Below are 13,500 nucleotides of genomic sequence, written 5' to 3' on the forward strand. Positions count from 1 at the left end.
GCCGGGGATCGTTCCCGGCCTTACATGCCGTGGCTCTGAAACACCTTGCTGCAGGACTTCGACAGCTTGGCCCGGTTGGCCTGCAGGCACGCCTGCACAGCGCCGTCATTGCCGAGGTCCTTCCGGCAGAACCGCGAGGCGTCACGCGAGCAGGCGTTCTGCTCCTGCGGCGTACCCATGTGGCCCTGCGCGAGAGCAGGCGTGATCGACATGCCGCTCAGGGCTGTCAGGGCCAGCGTCGCCATAAGGACGGATTTCGGGGACATCGACAAACTCCAATCTGACTGCAGGTATGAATTTCAGTCCTGTCTGAACTCGTCGCCTTGCCGCTTGTTCCCGTCAGGACGGGCCGGCGCCCCGCTATTCAAGGTTCCCGCGTCGCTGCTATAACAGCGGCGAAGGATGAGGATACTTGATGAAACGCTATCTGGTGTTTGCGCTGGTCGGTCCGTTCGTCGGCGGGTTCCTGCTGCTGCTGACGACGACCTATCAGTCCGGTTATTGGGCCCAGACCAATCTCGGCGAGGTCGGAAAGCTGTTCGCGGTGTTCTTCAAATCGCTGCAATACAGCTATCTGTTCGGCTTCCTGCCCTCGCTGATGATCGGTGCGGTCGACGACATCCTGATCCATGTCCGCCGGATCGGCCCGGTGCTGCGGATGCTCCTGGTCGGCCTGTTCGCCTTCGTGCTGGCGTCGCTGACCTACAGCTCGCGCGGGCCGGATTCGGGCACGGTGCAATTCATCCTGTACGGCCTCGTCGGATTCGTGCCGGCGGTGCTTTCATCCTGGCTCGTGCATAGATATGTCGAGGAGCCGCAGCCGGCTGCGGCTTAGACCTGAACGCGCGACGTTCGGGCGCGGCGCGGCAACTTCCGCCACGCCAGTGCGTTCTCCAAAGGCCATGACCATGTCCGATGACGACATTCTTGCTCCGCACAGACCCCGTTCCGGGTCCCGCGCGCGCGGGAGTTTTTCGGACACCGAAGCGCGCGGGCCGATCATCGACCAGGACGGCCACGAGATCCGTCCCGAAACACTGGAGCAGGGGTTTCGCGAGTTTCGCTTCGAATTCGGCCAGGGAAACCCGTTCGGCAATCTGACGCGGGAGCAGCGGGTGGCGCGGATCGAGGCGATCGCAAAGCTGCTCGATGTCGCCTTCATCCTGCCCGGCACGAATATCCGCTATGGCATCGACGGCCTGATCGGGCTGATCCCGATCGTCGGCGACATCATCACCACCGCGATCTCGCTGTGGCTGGTGCGCGAGGCCCGCGCGCTGGGCGCGCCGTGGTATCTCACCGCGCGCATGCTCGGGAATGTCGCGGTCGACGGCGTGGTCGGCATGGTGCCGTTCGCGGGCGATGCCTTCGACGTCATGTTCCGCGCCAACATGCGCAACGTCCGCCTGCTGCGCCGCTGGCTCGACAAGCAGCCGCGGATTTAATGGGGCGCTTCTTGCGTCGCTTCTCCCCGTAAGAACGGGGAGAGGGAGGAGAGAGAGCACCGCTCCAAACGCAAAAAGCGCGACGGCCTTTCGGCCATCGCGCTTTCAGCGCAAATCGGGTTGAGCGAAAACTTACGCCGCGTCGGCGTCGGTCTCGGGGGCTGGCGCCGGCCGGGGGCGGCGCGGCAGCGGGAAGGCTTCGCTCTCGTAGAGCGAGCGGATGCCGTTCTGGTCGAAGCGCGCTTCCTCGACCTGGAGATAGGCGCCGTTCAGCGAATCCGTCGGCAACTGCTCCATCGCGAACTGCACGGCTTCGGCCGCGGTGCCGAACCGGCGATAGGTGAAGCCTGCACGCTTCTTCTTGCGGATCGCGGCGGGGAAGAGCTCGGCAGAAGTGTTGAAGTTGAACGGACGCAGTGGACGCATGGTCAAAGACCTCGTGATCTTGTCTGGGGCTTTAAGCGCGTGGGGTTTTGAAAGGCAGGGGCCACCATCGAGTGGGCCCGCCGCACATGTCATTTCGCCCTCTAATATAGGCTGTTTTGACAGAAATGCGACCCCCGCGATGGGAGATGATGAATCCGCGCATGGCAGCTCCGCGAGCGCCGTAAACCAAATAATTTCAATATGTTAGATGGTTTACAGTTTGCCAAGCAGCAGCAGCACGACCAGGACCACCAGCACGACGCCGCCGATCCCCATGCCGGAATGGCCCATGCCATAGCCGTAACCACCGAACCGGCCGGACATGCCGCCCAGCAGATAGATGATCACCAGGATGATCAGGATGGTCCCAAGCGTCATGGCATCCTCCCTGGCGGCTGCCGGATTGCGCGCATCGGCCGCACCGCCGGAAGAGAAAAGCACATCGCGCCGCCGGGTTCCATGACGGAACCGGGCGGCGCGCAATGTTATTTGGGCTCGAGCTTCAGCGCGGCCGAGTTGATGCAGTAGCGCAGGCCGGTCGGGCCGGGCCCGTCGGGGAAGACGTGGCCGAGATGGCCGCTGCACTTGGAGCACAGCACCTCGGTGCGGACCATGCCGTGGCTGGCATCGTGCTCCTCGTCGACATGGCTCTCGACCGCGGGCTGGGTGAAGCTCGGCCACCCGCAGCCGGAATCGAACTTGGCATCGGACTCGAACAGCACATTGCCGCAGCCGGCGCAGACATAGGTGCCGGCGCGGTGGTCGTGCTCATATTCGCCGGAGAAGGGACGCTCGGTCGCCTTCTCGCGCAGCACCGCGTACTGCATCGGCGACAATTCGCTCCGCCACTGCTCTTCGCTCTTGATGACCTTGTCGTCGGTGGTTTTCGTCTTGGTGTCGGGCATGGGTCTCCCGTTTGTTTGGTGAACTTGTTTTCGGTGATCTTGCGATCAGTTGGTGGCCTTGCTGGCGCTCACCAGCGTCGGCTTTTCAATGTAGTTATCCGCGAACAGCTTTTTCAGGTTCTCGACCTTCGGAATGTCGTTGTAGGCGATGTAGGGCTGGTTCGGGTGCAGCGTCAGATAGTCCTGGTGATAGGCCTCCGCCGGGTAGAACGCTTCCAGCGCGCCGACCTTGGTCACGATCGGCTTGCTGAATACTTTGGCGCCGTTGAGCTGGGCGATATAGGCGTCCGCCACCTTCTTCTGCTCATCGGAGGTGGTGAAGATCGCCGAGCGATATTGCGTGCCGGAGTCGGGGCCCTGCCGGTTGAGCTGGGTCGGGTCGTGCGCCACCGAGAAGTAGATCTGGAGGATCTTGCCGTAGGAGATCTTCTTCGGGTCGAACTTGATCTCGACCGACTCGGCATGGCCGGTCCGGCCGCTCGAGACCGTCTGGTAATCGGCGGTCGCCTTGGTGCCGCCGGCATAGCCGGAGACTGCATTGACGACGCCGGCGGTGTGCTGGAAGACGCCCTGGACGCCCCAGAAGCAGCCGCCCGCGATGACGGCGGTCTGGATCCCGGTTGCGGGCGACGCATCCACGGTGGGCGCGGGGATCACGACGGCATCCTCCGCGGCCCTGGACGGCACGGCGAAGGCCAGCGTCAGTGCGGTGGTGGCGGCGAGCAGCGAGGCGAGGGCGGTGCGGCGCATGGCGATCCTCTTCGGAAGGTCTGACAGTGTAGGGCGGCCGGGGACGGGCGAACAGCCTGTTTGGCCGCGTTTTCGGACATCTGAGATACGGGCGCAGACGGCGATTGTTACGGGGAAACGGACACGAGTCTGTGAAAAATAGCCTCAGACGGCGCGGCTTGGCGAGGCCGGGAACTCCGGGCTAGATGAACGCGCGCGATCGCGCTCGACTCAATCATGTGGTGGCTGGAGCTGACCTGACAACATGCTGCGTGTCATTCCCCTGACCCTCGCCATCCTGATCTCAAATGCCGCGATCGCCGCGGCCGAGCCGCAAGCCGGCGAGGACCTCGCCACCTGTCGCGACCGCCAGGCGGAGGCCCAGGCCCGCGCGACGGCCTGCGACAATCTGTTGAAGGCCGATAAGCTCGGCGGCAAGGACAAGTCGCTCGCGCTCGTCGTGCGTGGCAATGCGCTGATCAACAAGCGCGACTATGACCGCGCCATCGAGGCGCTGTCGTCCGCCATCGATCTCGATCCGGACAATGTCGGCGCCATCAACCTGCGCGGGCTCTCCCATGAGCGCAAGGGCGAGGACGATCTCGCCATGGTCGACTACAATCTCGCCATCCAGAAGCGCGCGAATTTCGGCTATGCCTACAACAATCGCGGCACCATCCATCTGCGCCGGGGCGCGCTGCAAAGCGCGCTCGACGACTTCAACCTGTCAATCAAATACACGCCCACGTTCCTGCTCGGCTGGACCAATCGGGCCCGCATGCGCACGCTGAACAAGGATTTCGACGGCGCGATTGCCGACTTTGCGGCAGCCGAGAAGATCGACCCGGCCGCGCCGCAGATCGCCGGCAACCGCTGCATCACCTACGGCATGATGGGCAAGTACGACCAGGCGTTCGCCGACTGCGACGGCCTGATCCAGAAGCAGCCCAGGAATACCTTCGCGATCAACAATCGCGCCGAGGTCAACGTGATGAAGGGCGACCTCGACGCCGCGCTGAAGGACTACAACACGGTCATCCAGCTCAATCCGAACAGTGTGCGCGCCCATTCCGGCCGCGGCCAGATCTACGAGCGCAGGAAAGATCTCGCCCAGGCCCGCGCCGACTACCGCGCGGCGGCCTATTCGCTGACGAGGTTCGACGAGCCCGACGTCGCGCGCGCCCGCGCCATCGCGCAGGCGCGCTTGGCCGCACTGACGCCGCAGGCGCCGGCCGGGTCCACCGGGCGCCGCGTGGCGCTCGTGATCGGCAACGGCGCCTACAAGAACGTCCACGCCCTGCCCAATCCGCCGCGCGACGCGAAAATGATTGCAAACGTGCTGCGCGATGTCGGCTTCCAGACCGTGATCTCCGTCAGCGACCTCTCCCGCGACAAGTTCTTCGAAGCGCTGCAGACGTTTGCCACTGAGGCGGAGAATGCGGATTGGGCGGTGGTCTATTACGCCGGCCACGGTTTCGAGATCGGCGGCGTGAACTATCTCGTCCCTGTGGACGCCAAACTTGCCGCCGACAGGGACGCCGAGACCCAGGCGGTCGCGCTGGAGCAGGTGATCGCAGCGGTGGGCGCCGCGAGAAAAGTGCGTCTGGTGATGCTGGATGCCTGCCGCGACAATCCCTTTGCGCCGGCCATGCAGCGCACGCTGTCGCTCAAGCTGGTGGACAAGGGCTTTTCCAACATCGAGCCCGGCGCCGGCTTCATGGTGGTCTACGCCGCCAAGCACGGCGAGACTGCGCTGGACGGCGATGGCGGCGCCGACAGCCCCTTCGCCACCGCGCTCGCCCGCGAGATCAAGGTGCCGAAGGTCGAGATCCGGAAACTGTTCGACATCGTCCGCGATGACGTCTGGTCCGCCACCAAGCACGAGCAGCAGCCGTTTTCATACGGCTCGCCGCCGGGACGCGAGGATTTTTATTTCGTGGCGGGGAAGTGAGGGGTTGCAGAGACCGTAGCCCGGATGGAGCGCAGCGAAATCCGGGAATCGCGAGCGCGGACCCGACCCCCGGATTACGCTTCGCTCCATCCGGGCTACAACAGTGCCGTAGGGTGGGCAAAGCGACTTGTCCGCCGTAGCTCGAAGAGCGAAGGCGGAAGCGTGTCCACCATTCTTATTGAATGTGTGGAGAGATGGTGGGCACGGCGCGTTGCGCCTTTGCCCACCCTACGGCAGCGTCACACAACGATACTCAACCGCTTCGCCGCCCGCGTAATCCCCGTGTACAGCCACCGCGCCCGGCTATCCTGGAACGCGAAGCTCTCGTCGAACAGCACGACGTCGTCCCATTGCGAGCCCTGCGATTTGTGCACGGTCAGCACGTAGCCGTAGTCGAACTCGTCATACGGCTTGCGCTGCTCCCAGGCGATCGCCTCGACGCCGCCCTCGAAGCAATCGGCGCGCACCGAGACCTTTGTCACCTTGTGACCGAAGTCTTCATCCGGCGACAGCCGCATGCTGAGGATGCGGGATTTCGAGCGCGAGGTGTTGCGTGATTTCACGCGCCACAGGCCGCCGTTGAACAGGCCCTTCTTGCGGTTGTTGCGCAGGCACACCAGCTTGTCGCCGGCGACCGGGAAGACATCCTCGATGTTCTGGCGCTGGCGCACCCGCATGTTGTAGGCGCGGCGCGTGTTGTTGCGGCCGACAAGCACCTGGTCGGCGCCCATGACGCGGTCCGGATCGAGCTCTTTCCGCGACACCACCTCGCTCTCGCCGTAACGGCCGATATCGAGCTCGCGGCCCTCGCGGACATCCATCGACATCCGCACGATCGGATCGTCCTGGGCCTGGCGATGCACTTCGGTCAGCATCGCGTCGGGCTCGGTGTTGGTGAAGAAGCCGCCACCCTGGATCGGCGGCAGCTGCGCGGGATCGCCGAGCACCAGCAGCGGGCAATCGAACGACATCAGGTCGCGGCCCAACTCGGCATCGACCATCGAGCATTCGTCGATCACGATCAGCTTGGCCTTGGAGGCCGGCGCGTCGTCCCACAGCTCGAAGCTCGGCTGCTCCTCGCCGGATTCGCGGGCGCGGTAGATCAGCGAGTGGATGGTGGAGGCCTCGTCGCAACCCTTGTTGCGCATGACCAGCGCGGCCTTGCCGGTGAAGGCGGCGAACTTCACCTCGCCGTCGACGCCTTCGGCGATGTGCCGAGCCAGCGTGGTCTTGCCGGTGCCGGCAAAGCCAAACAGGCGGAACACCGGCGGCGTGCCGTTGCGGCCGGGTTTTGCCTTGAGCCAGTCGGCAACGGCTTTGAGCGCGGCATCCTGATGCGGGGTGAAAGTGGCCATGTCTGTCTTGAGGAAGGGCAGAATCGAGGCGATTCGCCATCCCTCGAAACTAACCATTCGGCCCAAGGGTTCAAGCGGCCCAGCCGCCCCTATTGCCAGCCGGGAACGCCGCGCATGTCGGGCAGGTGGTGGGCGATGCCCTTGTGGCAGTCGATGCAGGTCTTTTCCTTCGTGAACAGGAAGCGCTGGTGCGCCACCGAGGCCCGTGGCGACTGTTTCGTGATGTCCATGGAATCGGCGCTGTGGCAGTTGCGGCACTCCAGGGAATCGTTGGCCTTGAAACGCGCCCATTCGTGTGCGGCGAGCTCGAGCCGGTGGTCCAAGAATTTCTCGCGGGTGTCGATCGTGCCGAAGATCTTGCCCCAGACCTCCTTGGAGGCCTGCATCTTGCGCGCGATCTTGTCGGTCCAGTTGTGCGGGACGTGGCAGTCCGGGCAGGTCGCGCGCACGCCGGAGCGGTTGGTGAAGTGGATGGTCGACTTCAGCTCGGCGAAGACGTTTTCGCGCATCTCGTGACAGCCGGTGCAGAATTTTTCGGTGTTGGTCAGCTCCAGCGCGGTGTTGAAACCGCCCCAGAAGATCACGCCCGCCGCAAAGCCCGCGAGCACCAGCACGCCGAGCCCGAACACCGAGCTCGGCCGGATCAGCACCTGCCAGAGCTCGCGCGCGAAGTCCCAGCAGCGCAGGATAAAGCTACGCTTGGCTTCCACCTTTCCCTTGGGCTCGTCAGCAGCCGTCGTCATCGGCGGCCACCGGGGCTGGCGCGCGAGAGCAGCGTGTCGATGTCGATGAAATCGTTGCTCACCGGCGGCGTCGCGGTGTTCTGCGGCACGTGGCATTCCGTGCAGAAGAAGCGCCGCGGCGAGATCGAGGCCAGGAACTGGCCGTCGCGGTCCATGAAATGCGTGATCGAAACCATCGGCGCCTGCGATTCCGCGATGCGTGCCCGCGCATGGCAGGACAGGCATTTGTTGCCGTTGAGGTCGATCTGGTAGCCGTCGATGGTGTGCGGGATCACCGGCGGCTGCTCCGGGTAGTTGCGCACCTCTCTCTCGGACGTATTGCGGTTCGGCAGCATCGGTGGCGCCGCGCCCTCGTCATTGAGGGGGGCCGGGCCCCGCAGGCCTGACGTCACCGTCTGCGCGGTGAGAGAGCTCGCGCCCGCGGCGATCGCGACCGCGAGCAGGGCTATGCCAAATCGTTTCATCATGACAGGTTCACCCGCTCGATGCGCACGGCGCATTTCTTGTAGTCGGTCTGCAGCGAGATCGGATCGGTGGCGTCCAGCGTCACCTTGTTGATCATCTTGGATTCGTCGAACCACGGCACGAACACGAGGCCACGCGGCGGCCGGTCGCGGCCGCGCGTCTCGACGCGGGCGCGGATGAAACCGCGGCGGGATTCCACCTTCACCTCGTCGCCGCGCCGGAGTTTTGCTTCCGACGCATCGTCGGGATGCATGAAGCAGACGGCCTCGGGGAACGCCTTGTAGAGCTCGGGCACGCGGCGCGTCATGGTGCCGGAATGCCAGTGCTCCAGCACGCGGCCAGTCGAGAGCCAGAACGGATATTCGTTGTCGGGTGATTCCGCCGGCGGCTCGTAGGGCAGGGCGAAGATGCGCGCCCTGCCGTCGGGATAGCCGTAGAACTGCACGTCGGTGCCCTGCTTGACGTAGGGATCGCTGCCCTCGCGGAAACGCCATTTGGTTTCCTGGCCGTTGACGACGGGCCAGCGCAGGCCGCGCTCGCGGTGATAGGCCTCGAACGGCGCGAGGTCGTGACCGTGGCCGCGGCCGAACGAGGCGTACTCTTCAAAGAGCCCCTTCTGCACGTAGAAGCCGAACGCCTTGGATTCCGTGTTGGCGTAGCCTTCCTCTATCTCCGAGGTCGGAAACTTGTCGACCTGGCCATTCTTGTAGAGCACGTCGAACAGCGTCTTGCCGCGAACCTCCGGCTTCTTGGCGATCAACTCCTCCGGCCAGACTTCCTCGATCTTGAAGCGCTTGGAGAACTCCATCAGCTGCCAGAGATCGGACTTGGCCTCGCCGGGCGCGTTGACGAGCTGGTGCCAGAACTGCGTGCGCCGCTCGGCATTGCCGTAGGCGCCTTCCTTCTCCACCCACATTGCGGTCGGCAGGATCAGGTCGGCGGCCAGCGCCGTCACCGACGGATAGGCGTCCGAGACCACGATGAAATTGTCGGGGTTGCGGAAGCCCGGATAGGTCTCCTCGTTGGCGTTGGGACCGGCCTGGAGGTTGTTGTTGACCTGCACCCAATAGGCGTTGATCAGGCCGTCCTTCAGCATCCGGCTCTGCAGCACGGCGTGGGCGCCGTTCTTGTCGGGAATGGTGCCTTCCGGCAGCAGCCAGAGATGCTCGGCCTTGTCGCGATGCTCCTTGTTGGTGACGACCATGTCGGCGGGCAGGCGGTGCGAGAAGGTGCCGACCTCGCGCGCGGTGCCGCAGGCCGAAGGCTGGCCGGTGAGCGAGAACGGGCTGTTGCCGGGCGAGGAGATCTTTCCGGTCAGGAGATGGATGTTGTAGACGAGGTTGTTGCACCAGACACCGCGGGTGTGCTGGTTGAAGCCCATGGTCCAGAACGAGACCACCTTTGTCTTGGGATCGGCATAGAGCTCGGCGAGCGCTTCGAGCCGGTTCATCGGCACGCCGGACATCTCGGCAGCTTTCTCCAGCGTGTAGTCCGAGACGAATTTTACGAATTCGTCATAGCTCATGTCGGTGGAGTCGTTGGCCTTGGCCGCACCGGTTGCTTTTTTCTGCAGCGGATGCTCGGGCCGCAATCCATAGCCAATGTCGGTCTGCCCGCGCCGGAAGATCGTATGCGCAGCGACGAAATCCTTGTTGACGCGTCCGGTCTTGATGATGTGGTTGGCGATGGCGTTGAGGATGTAGAGATCGGTCTGCGGCTTGAACACCATGCCGATGTCGGCGAGGTCGAACGAGCGGTGCTCAAAGGTGGACAGCACGGCGACGCGGACATGCGGCGCGGACAGCCGGCGGTCGGCGAGGCGCGTCCACAAAATGGGATGCATCTCCGCCATGTTGGAGCCCCACAGCACGAAGGCGTCGGTCGCCTCGATGTCGTCATAGCAGCCGGCCGGCTCGTCGATGCCGAAGGTGCGCATCATGCCGGCGACGGCAGAGGCCATGCAGTGCCGCGCGTTGGGGTCGATGTTGTTGGTGCGGAAGCCGGCCTTGTAGAGCTTCGAGGCGGCGTAACCTTCCCAGATCGTCCACTGGCCGGAGCCGAACATGGCGAGACCGTTGGGCCCGCGCTTCTTCAGCGTTTCCTTCCACTTCACCTCCATGATGTCGAAGGCTTCGGTCCAGCTGATTGGCGTGAACTCGCCGTTCTTGTCGTACTTGCCGCCGGTCTTGCGCAGCATCGGCTGCGTCAGCCGGTCGTGGCCGTACATGATCTTGGAAAGGAAATAGCCCTTGACGCAATTGAGGCCGCGATTGACCTCGGCCTTGATGTCGCCATGGGTGGCGACGACGCGGTTGTCCTTGGTCGCGACCATCACGGAGCAGCCGGTGCCGCAGAAGCGGCAGGCGGCCTTGTCCCATTTCAATTCGCTGTTGTCGCGCTCGGAGACGAGATTGGCGGCGAGCGCCGGTGCCGGCATGCCTGCTGCGGCAGCCGCAATCGCGGCGGCCTCGAGCTTCAGCATCTGGCGGCGGTCGAGCTTTGGCGATGTCATGATGGCTCTCCCGGCCGTTAGGCGGTTTCGATGGCGTGGAAGACCAGCGCCGCGGAATAGACGTTGGGCAGCGACTGGATGGTGTTGAGCAGGGTGCCGAGGCTGCCGGCATCCGGCGCTTCGGTCACGACGACGAGTTTTCCGCGCGGGTCTCGTCCGTGAATTTCGCAGCCGGGAAGTGCTGCGATCTCGGCTTCCAGTTCGTCCAGGCGCTCGGGGCGGGCCTGCACGATGATGCTGGCGATCTCGCAACCTGGCGGCGCGACGACGCGGTCGGCGGTGAGCACCCGGCCGGTGATCAATGCGCGGCGGTTGAGTGTGGATTGGGCCATGATGCCTGTCTTTCGCTGTTCGGAGGTCAATGCGGGGAGGGTGGCGGGCCGGGAGGGCCGGCGAACATCTGGTAGATCCAGACGCCGAGCCCGTATGAGCCGACCGTTCCGACCGCGAGGACGGGCATCACGACCGCGGTCAGGAACAGGAAAGCGAAAATCTCCATGCGCTTACGGCGCACGCGCGAAGTCGTGTCGTCAGGGGCCGACATATTCGGTCTCTCTGAAATGGTGCTGGAATCGGGACGGCATCCGGGCCGTTGCCTTACTGCACTTTAGATGCAGCAGGGCCGCTGCCGCGTTGATCTGGATCAACCCGTCGACTTGACCGGATGTCGCGGCGCGGCCAACGGACCGAGCCGCGGCGCTCCGTGCGCGCGAGAGAAGCAAGCGGCAACGATCGTTACCCAAAAGCGAAGATGCTTTGCGGCTCGGGGGTCAGGCCGCATACATCTTCTCTTGCCTCGGAAATGCCCGCGACCTACTACCAGTGGTAGCGGGCGCCGCAACATCCATCGCTGCTACGTGGCGGGAGCTACATATGAGGCGAATCCGAATCATTCATAAGACCGAATATTTTTACAATCAGCCGGTCACCTTCGGCACTCATCGAGCCATGATGCGGCCTCGCGAGGGACATGACGTCCACATCGTGAGAGGGTCGATCGATATCGAGCCGAACGCGGAAGTTCGCTGGTTGCGCGACAATTACGACAATGCCATCGCAGTCGTGACCTTTTTGGAATTATCCGACACGCTCAGGATCGCAAGCGAGGTCGACGTCGACCTTTACCACGACGACCCCATTGAATGGCGGATTGCGCCATTCGCCAGTTCATTTCCCTTCCAATATCCCCCGGAGGAGCAGCTTGAGCTGACGGTGTATCGTCTCCCGAGCTATCTCTACGACGCCACCGCCCTGCTCGAATGGTTGCGCGATCTCTACAAACCCGGTCAGTTGATCGGCACGCTGGACCTTCTGAACAATTTGAATACTCACATCTACCGATCGTTCAAATACGTTTCCCGCGAGGCTCTCGGGGTTCAATCACCCAACGAAACGCTGCGGCTCGGCAGCGGGACCTGTCGCGACTATGCGGTGTTCATGATGGAAGCTGCCCGCTACTGGGGATTTGGTGCGCGCTTTGTCACCGGCTACATCCAGATGGCCGAGGGACAACACGGCGCCACGCACGCCTGGACCGAGATCTATATCCCCGGAGCCGGGTGGCGCGGCTATGATCCCACCAACAACAAGATCGTCGGCAGTGAACACATACCCGTCGCCGTGACGCGCGAACAGGAAAGGGCCTCTCCGCTTTCCGGGACGTGGGATGGTCCGGCGGATGCATTCAGCCGGATGAACGTCTCGGTGCAAGTCATATCAATTCCAGCATCGCCATGATCGTAGTCCACGGTCGATCACGGCAAGCGCGGGTTGGCGGCCAGTCGGTGTGTCCCTGATCCCTCGCCCGTCTTGTCATCATCATTTGAATTGAAGTCGGCGACTTCCATGGCAGGCATCCATGTTTGATCCGACGATTGTCTTGGTCCTTCTCGGGGCTGCGATCCTGATGTTCGCGATCAACAGGCCGCGCCTGGATGTGGTCGCACTGATCATGCTCCTTGCGCTCCCCTTCACCGGTGTCCTCACCATGAGCGAAGCATTGGCAGATTTCAGCGATCCGAACATTGTGCTAACGCCGGCAACCCGAACCTCTCGGTCTGGATCGATGAGTACAAACTCGCGGACCGCGAATAACGGCTGCGCGTGACGGAACAATCGTCTCTCGCCGGCATGACCATTGAAGCCCCGGACCTTCGCGGCTCGGCCGGAGCAAGCATTGTGGCCGTGGAACGCAGCCGCAGATTTGGTCACCATCAGCCTGCCCCGCCGAGTCCAAGCAGGTTCTCCAGGTGCCGGGCAAGGCGCCGCAGGCGGTGATTTGCCTGGCGCCCGTCGTTTGATGGTCAGCGGCCTGATCCCGAATGTGCAGGCCGCCCTGATCGAATGCATGCTGATGAGCGCACTGGGCTGTATCGACATTACCAGCGCTTACCGTTCGGTCGACTGGAAGACCATTGTCCTCATTGTTGGAATGTTGCCGTTTTCAGTCGCCCTGGAGAGAACCGGCGGGGTTGAACTTGCGGCTGATGGGCTAAGAGCCATCACCAGCGGTGCCGGCCATCACGTCATGCTCGCCACGCTCTTTGCCATGACGGCGCTGCTTGGGATGTTTATCTCGAATACCGCGACGGCAGTATTGATGGCCCCCGTCGCTATCGCTGTCGCGAAGGAAATGCATGCCTCGCCGTATCCGTTTGCAATGACGGTGGGCCTGGCTGCTTCGACTGCTTTCATGACGCCTGTGTCGTCGCCGGTTAAGACGTTGGTGGTCGCCCTCGGACATTACACGTTCGGTGACTTTGTGCGCATCGGCGTACCGTTTTCCCGGGTCGTCTTGATCGTCTGCACCTTGCTCGTGCCCTGGCTGTTGCCGCTCTGAACCGGGCAACGTCCTGAATTTGCTAAACGTGATTTGCTTCGCGATCTCGTCGGTCACCGCGGGGAGATTGGCGGGCCGGGACCACCGCCGCAATTTTGGATTGTGCCCGCGCAAGGGCGGTGCGAGAGTC

At 63.4% G+C, this 13,500-nt stretch carries 17 protein-coding genes; 6 read left to right on the forward strand and 11 right to left on the reverse strand.

Going from position 1 to position 13,500, the window contains the following annotated elements; translation table 11 throughout:
• Positions 1-20: 20 nt before the first annotated feature.
• Positions 21-245: a cysteine rich repeat-containing protein gene (locus ACVJ5M_RS10075; RefSeq protein ID WP_371498100.1), complete on the reverse strand. Its 225-nt coding sequence runs from the start codon at positions 243-245 to the stop codon at positions 21-23.
• Between the two features lie 170 nt (positions 246-415).
• Between ACVJ5M_RS10075 and ACVJ5M_RS10080 the strand changes: the two genes are divergently transcribed.
• Complete coding sequence (locus ACVJ5M_RS10080; protein ID WP_063981174.1) at positions 416-835, forward strand: DUF5413 family protein; 420 nt, start codon at positions 416-418, stop codon at positions 833-835.
• 67 nt (positions 836-902) lie between these two features.
• Positions 903-1,445 (forward strand): DUF4112 domain-containing protein, encoded by a 543-nt coding sequence (locus tag ACVJ5M_RS10085; protein ID WP_084794968.1) that lies wholly within the window; start codon positions 903-905, stop codon positions 1,443-1,445.
• Positions 1,446-1,577: 132 nt separating this feature from the next.
• Here the strand turns inward: ACVJ5M_RS10085 and ACVJ5M_RS10090 are convergent, their stop codons facing one another.
• The 4 genes from ACVJ5M_RS10090 to msrA form a co-directional block, all read right to left on the reverse strand.
• Positions 1,578-1,871 carry a hypothetical protein gene (locus ACVJ5M_RS10090; RefSeq protein WP_063981175.1) on the reverse strand — a complete coding sequence of 98 codons (294 nt, stop codon included), beginning with the start codon at positions 1,869-1,871 and terminating at the stop codon, positions 1,578-1,580.
• 213 nt (positions 1,872-2,084) lie between these two features.
• Positions 2,085-2,249, reverse strand: coding sequence for a DUF3309 family protein (locus tag ACVJ5M_RS10095; protein ID WP_014492503.1), 165 nt, complete (start codon positions 2,247-2,249; stop codon positions 2,085-2,087).
• 107 nt (positions 2,250-2,356) lie between these two features.
• Positions 2,357-2,776, reverse strand: coding sequence for a peptide-methionine (R)-S-oxide reductase MsrB (gene msrB, locus ACVJ5M_RS10100; RefSeq protein WP_063981176.1), 420 nt, complete (start codon positions 2,774-2,776; stop codon positions 2,357-2,359).
• A gap of 45 nt (positions 2,777-2,821) precedes the next feature.
• Complete coding sequence (gene msrA / locus ACVJ5M_RS10105) at positions 2,822-3,526, reverse strand: peptide-methionine (S)-S-oxide reductase MsrA (protein ID WP_063981177.1); 705 nt, start codon at positions 3,524-3,526, stop codon at positions 2,822-2,824.
• A gap of 244 nt (positions 3,527-3,770) precedes the next feature.
• On the opposite strand from msrA, the gene ACVJ5M_RS10110 reads away from it, so the two are divergent.
• Positions 3,771-5,456 carry a caspase family protein gene (locus tag ACVJ5M_RS10110; protein WP_283017547.1) on the forward strand — a complete coding sequence of 562 codons (1,686 nt, stop codon included), beginning with the start codon at positions 3,771-3,773 and terminating at the stop codon, positions 5,454-5,456.
• A gap of 239 nt (positions 5,457-5,695) precedes the next feature.
• Here ACVJ5M_RS10110 and ACVJ5M_RS10115 read toward each other — a convergent pair whose 3' ends face one another.
• The 6 genes from ACVJ5M_RS10115 to napE form a co-directional block, all read right to left on the reverse strand.
• Positions 5,696-6,811, reverse strand: coding sequence for an ATP-dependent DNA helicase (locus ACVJ5M_RS10115; protein ID WP_063981179.1), 1,116 nt, complete (start codon positions 6,809-6,811; stop codon positions 5,696-5,698).
• A gap of 89 nt (positions 6,812-6,900) precedes the next feature.
• Positions 6,901-7,554 (reverse strand): NapC/NirT family cytochrome c, encoded by a 654-nt coding sequence (locus tag ACVJ5M_RS10120; protein ID WP_063981180.1) that lies wholly within the window; start codon positions 7,552-7,554, stop codon positions 6,901-6,903.
• Positions 7,551-8,021 (reverse strand): nitrate reductase cytochrome c-type subunit, encoded by a 471-nt coding sequence (locus ACVJ5M_RS10125; protein WP_028151035.1) that lies wholly within the window; start codon positions 8,019-8,021, stop codon positions 7,551-7,553. Before ACVJ5M_RS10125 ends, ACVJ5M_RS10120 begins: the two co-directional genes overlap by 4 nt.
• Positions 8,018-10,531, reverse strand: a complete 2,514-nt coding sequence (gene napA / locus ACVJ5M_RS10130; protein ID WP_063981181.1) for a nitrate reductase catalytic subunit NapA — start codon at positions 10,529-10,531, stop codon at positions 8,018-8,020. Before napA ends, ACVJ5M_RS10125 begins: the two co-directional genes overlap by 4 nt.
• A gap of 17 nt (positions 10,532-10,548) precedes the next feature.
• Positions 10,549-10,863 (reverse strand): chaperone NapD, encoded by a 315-nt coding sequence (locus tag ACVJ5M_RS10135; protein WP_063981182.1) that lies wholly within the window; start codon positions 10,861-10,863, stop codon positions 10,549-10,551.
• 26 nt (positions 10,864-10,889) lie between these two features.
• On the reverse strand, positions 10,890-11,075 hold the full coding sequence (napE, locus tag ACVJ5M_RS10140) for a periplasmic nitrate reductase, NapE protein (protein ID WP_027532529.1): 186 nt from the start codon (positions 11,073-11,075) through the stop codon (positions 10,890-10,892).
• 329 nt (positions 11,076-11,404) lie between these two features.
• Here napE and ACVJ5M_RS10145 point away from each other — a divergent pair, with 329 nt between their 5' ends.
• From ACVJ5M_RS10145 to ACVJ5M_RS10155, 3 genes are all read left to right on the forward strand, one after another.
• Complete coding sequence (locus ACVJ5M_RS10145) at positions 11,405-12,268, forward strand: transglutaminase family protein (protein ID WP_063981184.1); 864 nt, start codon at positions 11,405-11,407, stop codon at positions 12,266-12,268.
• Positions 12,269-12,389: 121 nt separating this feature from the next.
• Positions 12,390-12,638, forward strand: coding sequence for a hypothetical protein (locus ACVJ5M_RS10150; protein WP_063981185.1), 249 nt, complete (start codon positions 12,390-12,392; stop codon positions 12,636-12,638).
• 69 nt (positions 12,639-12,707) lie between these two features.
• Positions 12,708-13,370, forward strand: a complete 663-nt coding sequence (locus tag ACVJ5M_RS10155; RefSeq protein ID WP_354099861.1) for an SLC13 family permease — start codon at positions 12,708-12,710, stop codon at positions 13,368-13,370.
• The last annotated feature ends 130 nt before the right edge of the window (positions 13,371-13,500 follow it).

Source organism: Bradyrhizobium sp. S3.7.6, from assembly GCF_054061875.1.

Bases quoted from the DNA above. Each gene is read 5' to 3' on its own strand.
- ACVJ5M_RS10115 (WP_063981179.1), bottom strand. From the start codon at position 6,811: ATGGCCACTTTCACCCCGCATCAGGATGCCGCGCTCAAAGCCGTTGCC.
- ACVJ5M_RS10110 (WP_283017547.1), top strand. From the start codon at position 3,771: ATGCTGCGTGTCATTCCCCTGACCCTCGCCATCCTGATCTCAAATGCC.
- ACVJ5M_RS10085 (WP_084794968.1), top strand. From the start codon at position 903: ATGACCATGTCCGATGACGACATTCTTGCTCCGCACAGACCCCGTTCC.
- ACVJ5M_RS10080 (WP_063981174.1), top strand. From the start codon at position 416: ATGAAACGCTATCTGGTGTTTGCGCTGGTCGGTCCGTTCGTCGGCGGG.
- ACVJ5M_RS10125 (WP_028151035.1), bottom strand. From the start codon at position 8,021: ATGATGAAACGATTTGGCATAGCCCTGCTCGCGGTCGCGATCGCCGCG.
- ACVJ5M_RS10150 (WP_063981185.1), top strand. From the start codon at position 12,390: ATGTTTGATCCGACGATTGTCTTGGTCCTTCTCGGGGCTGCGATCCTG.
- msrA (WP_063981177.1), bottom strand. From the start codon at position 3,526: ATGCGCCGCACCGCCCTCGCCTCGCTGCTCGCCGCCACCACCGCACTG.
- napA (WP_063981181.1), bottom strand. From the start codon at position 10,531: ATGACATCGCCAAAGCTCGACCGCCGCCAGATGCTGAAGCTCGAGGCC.
- msrB (WP_063981176.1), bottom strand. From the start codon at position 2,776: ATGCCCGACACCAAGACGAAAACCACCGACGACAAGGTCATCAAGAGC.
- napE (WP_027532529.1), bottom strand. From the start codon at position 11,075: ATGTCGGCCCCTGACGACACGACTTCGCGCGTGCGCCGTAAGCGCATG.
- ACVJ5M_RS10095 (WP_014492503.1), bottom strand. From the start codon at position 2,249: ATGACGCTTGGGACCATCCTGATCATCCTGGTGATCATCTATCTGCTG.
- ACVJ5M_RS10090 (WP_063981175.1), bottom strand. From the start codon at position 1,871: ATGCGTCCACTGCGTCCGTTCAACTTCAACACTTCTGCCGAGCTCTTC.
- ACVJ5M_RS10120 (WP_063981180.1), bottom strand. From the start codon at position 7,554: ATGACGACGGCTGCTGACGAGCCCAAGGGAAAGGTGGAAGCCAAGCGT.
- ACVJ5M_RS10075 (WP_371498100.1), bottom strand. From the start codon at position 245: ATGGCGACGCTGGCCCTGACAGCCCTGAGCGGCATGTCGATCACGCCT.
- ACVJ5M_RS10135 (WP_063981182.1), bottom strand. From the start codon at position 10,863: ATGGCCCAATCCACACTCAACCGCCGCGCATTGATCACCGGCCGGGTG.
- ACVJ5M_RS10145 (WP_063981184.1), top strand. From the start codon at position 11,405: ATGAGGCGAATCCGAATCATTCATAAGACCGAATATTTTTACAATCAG.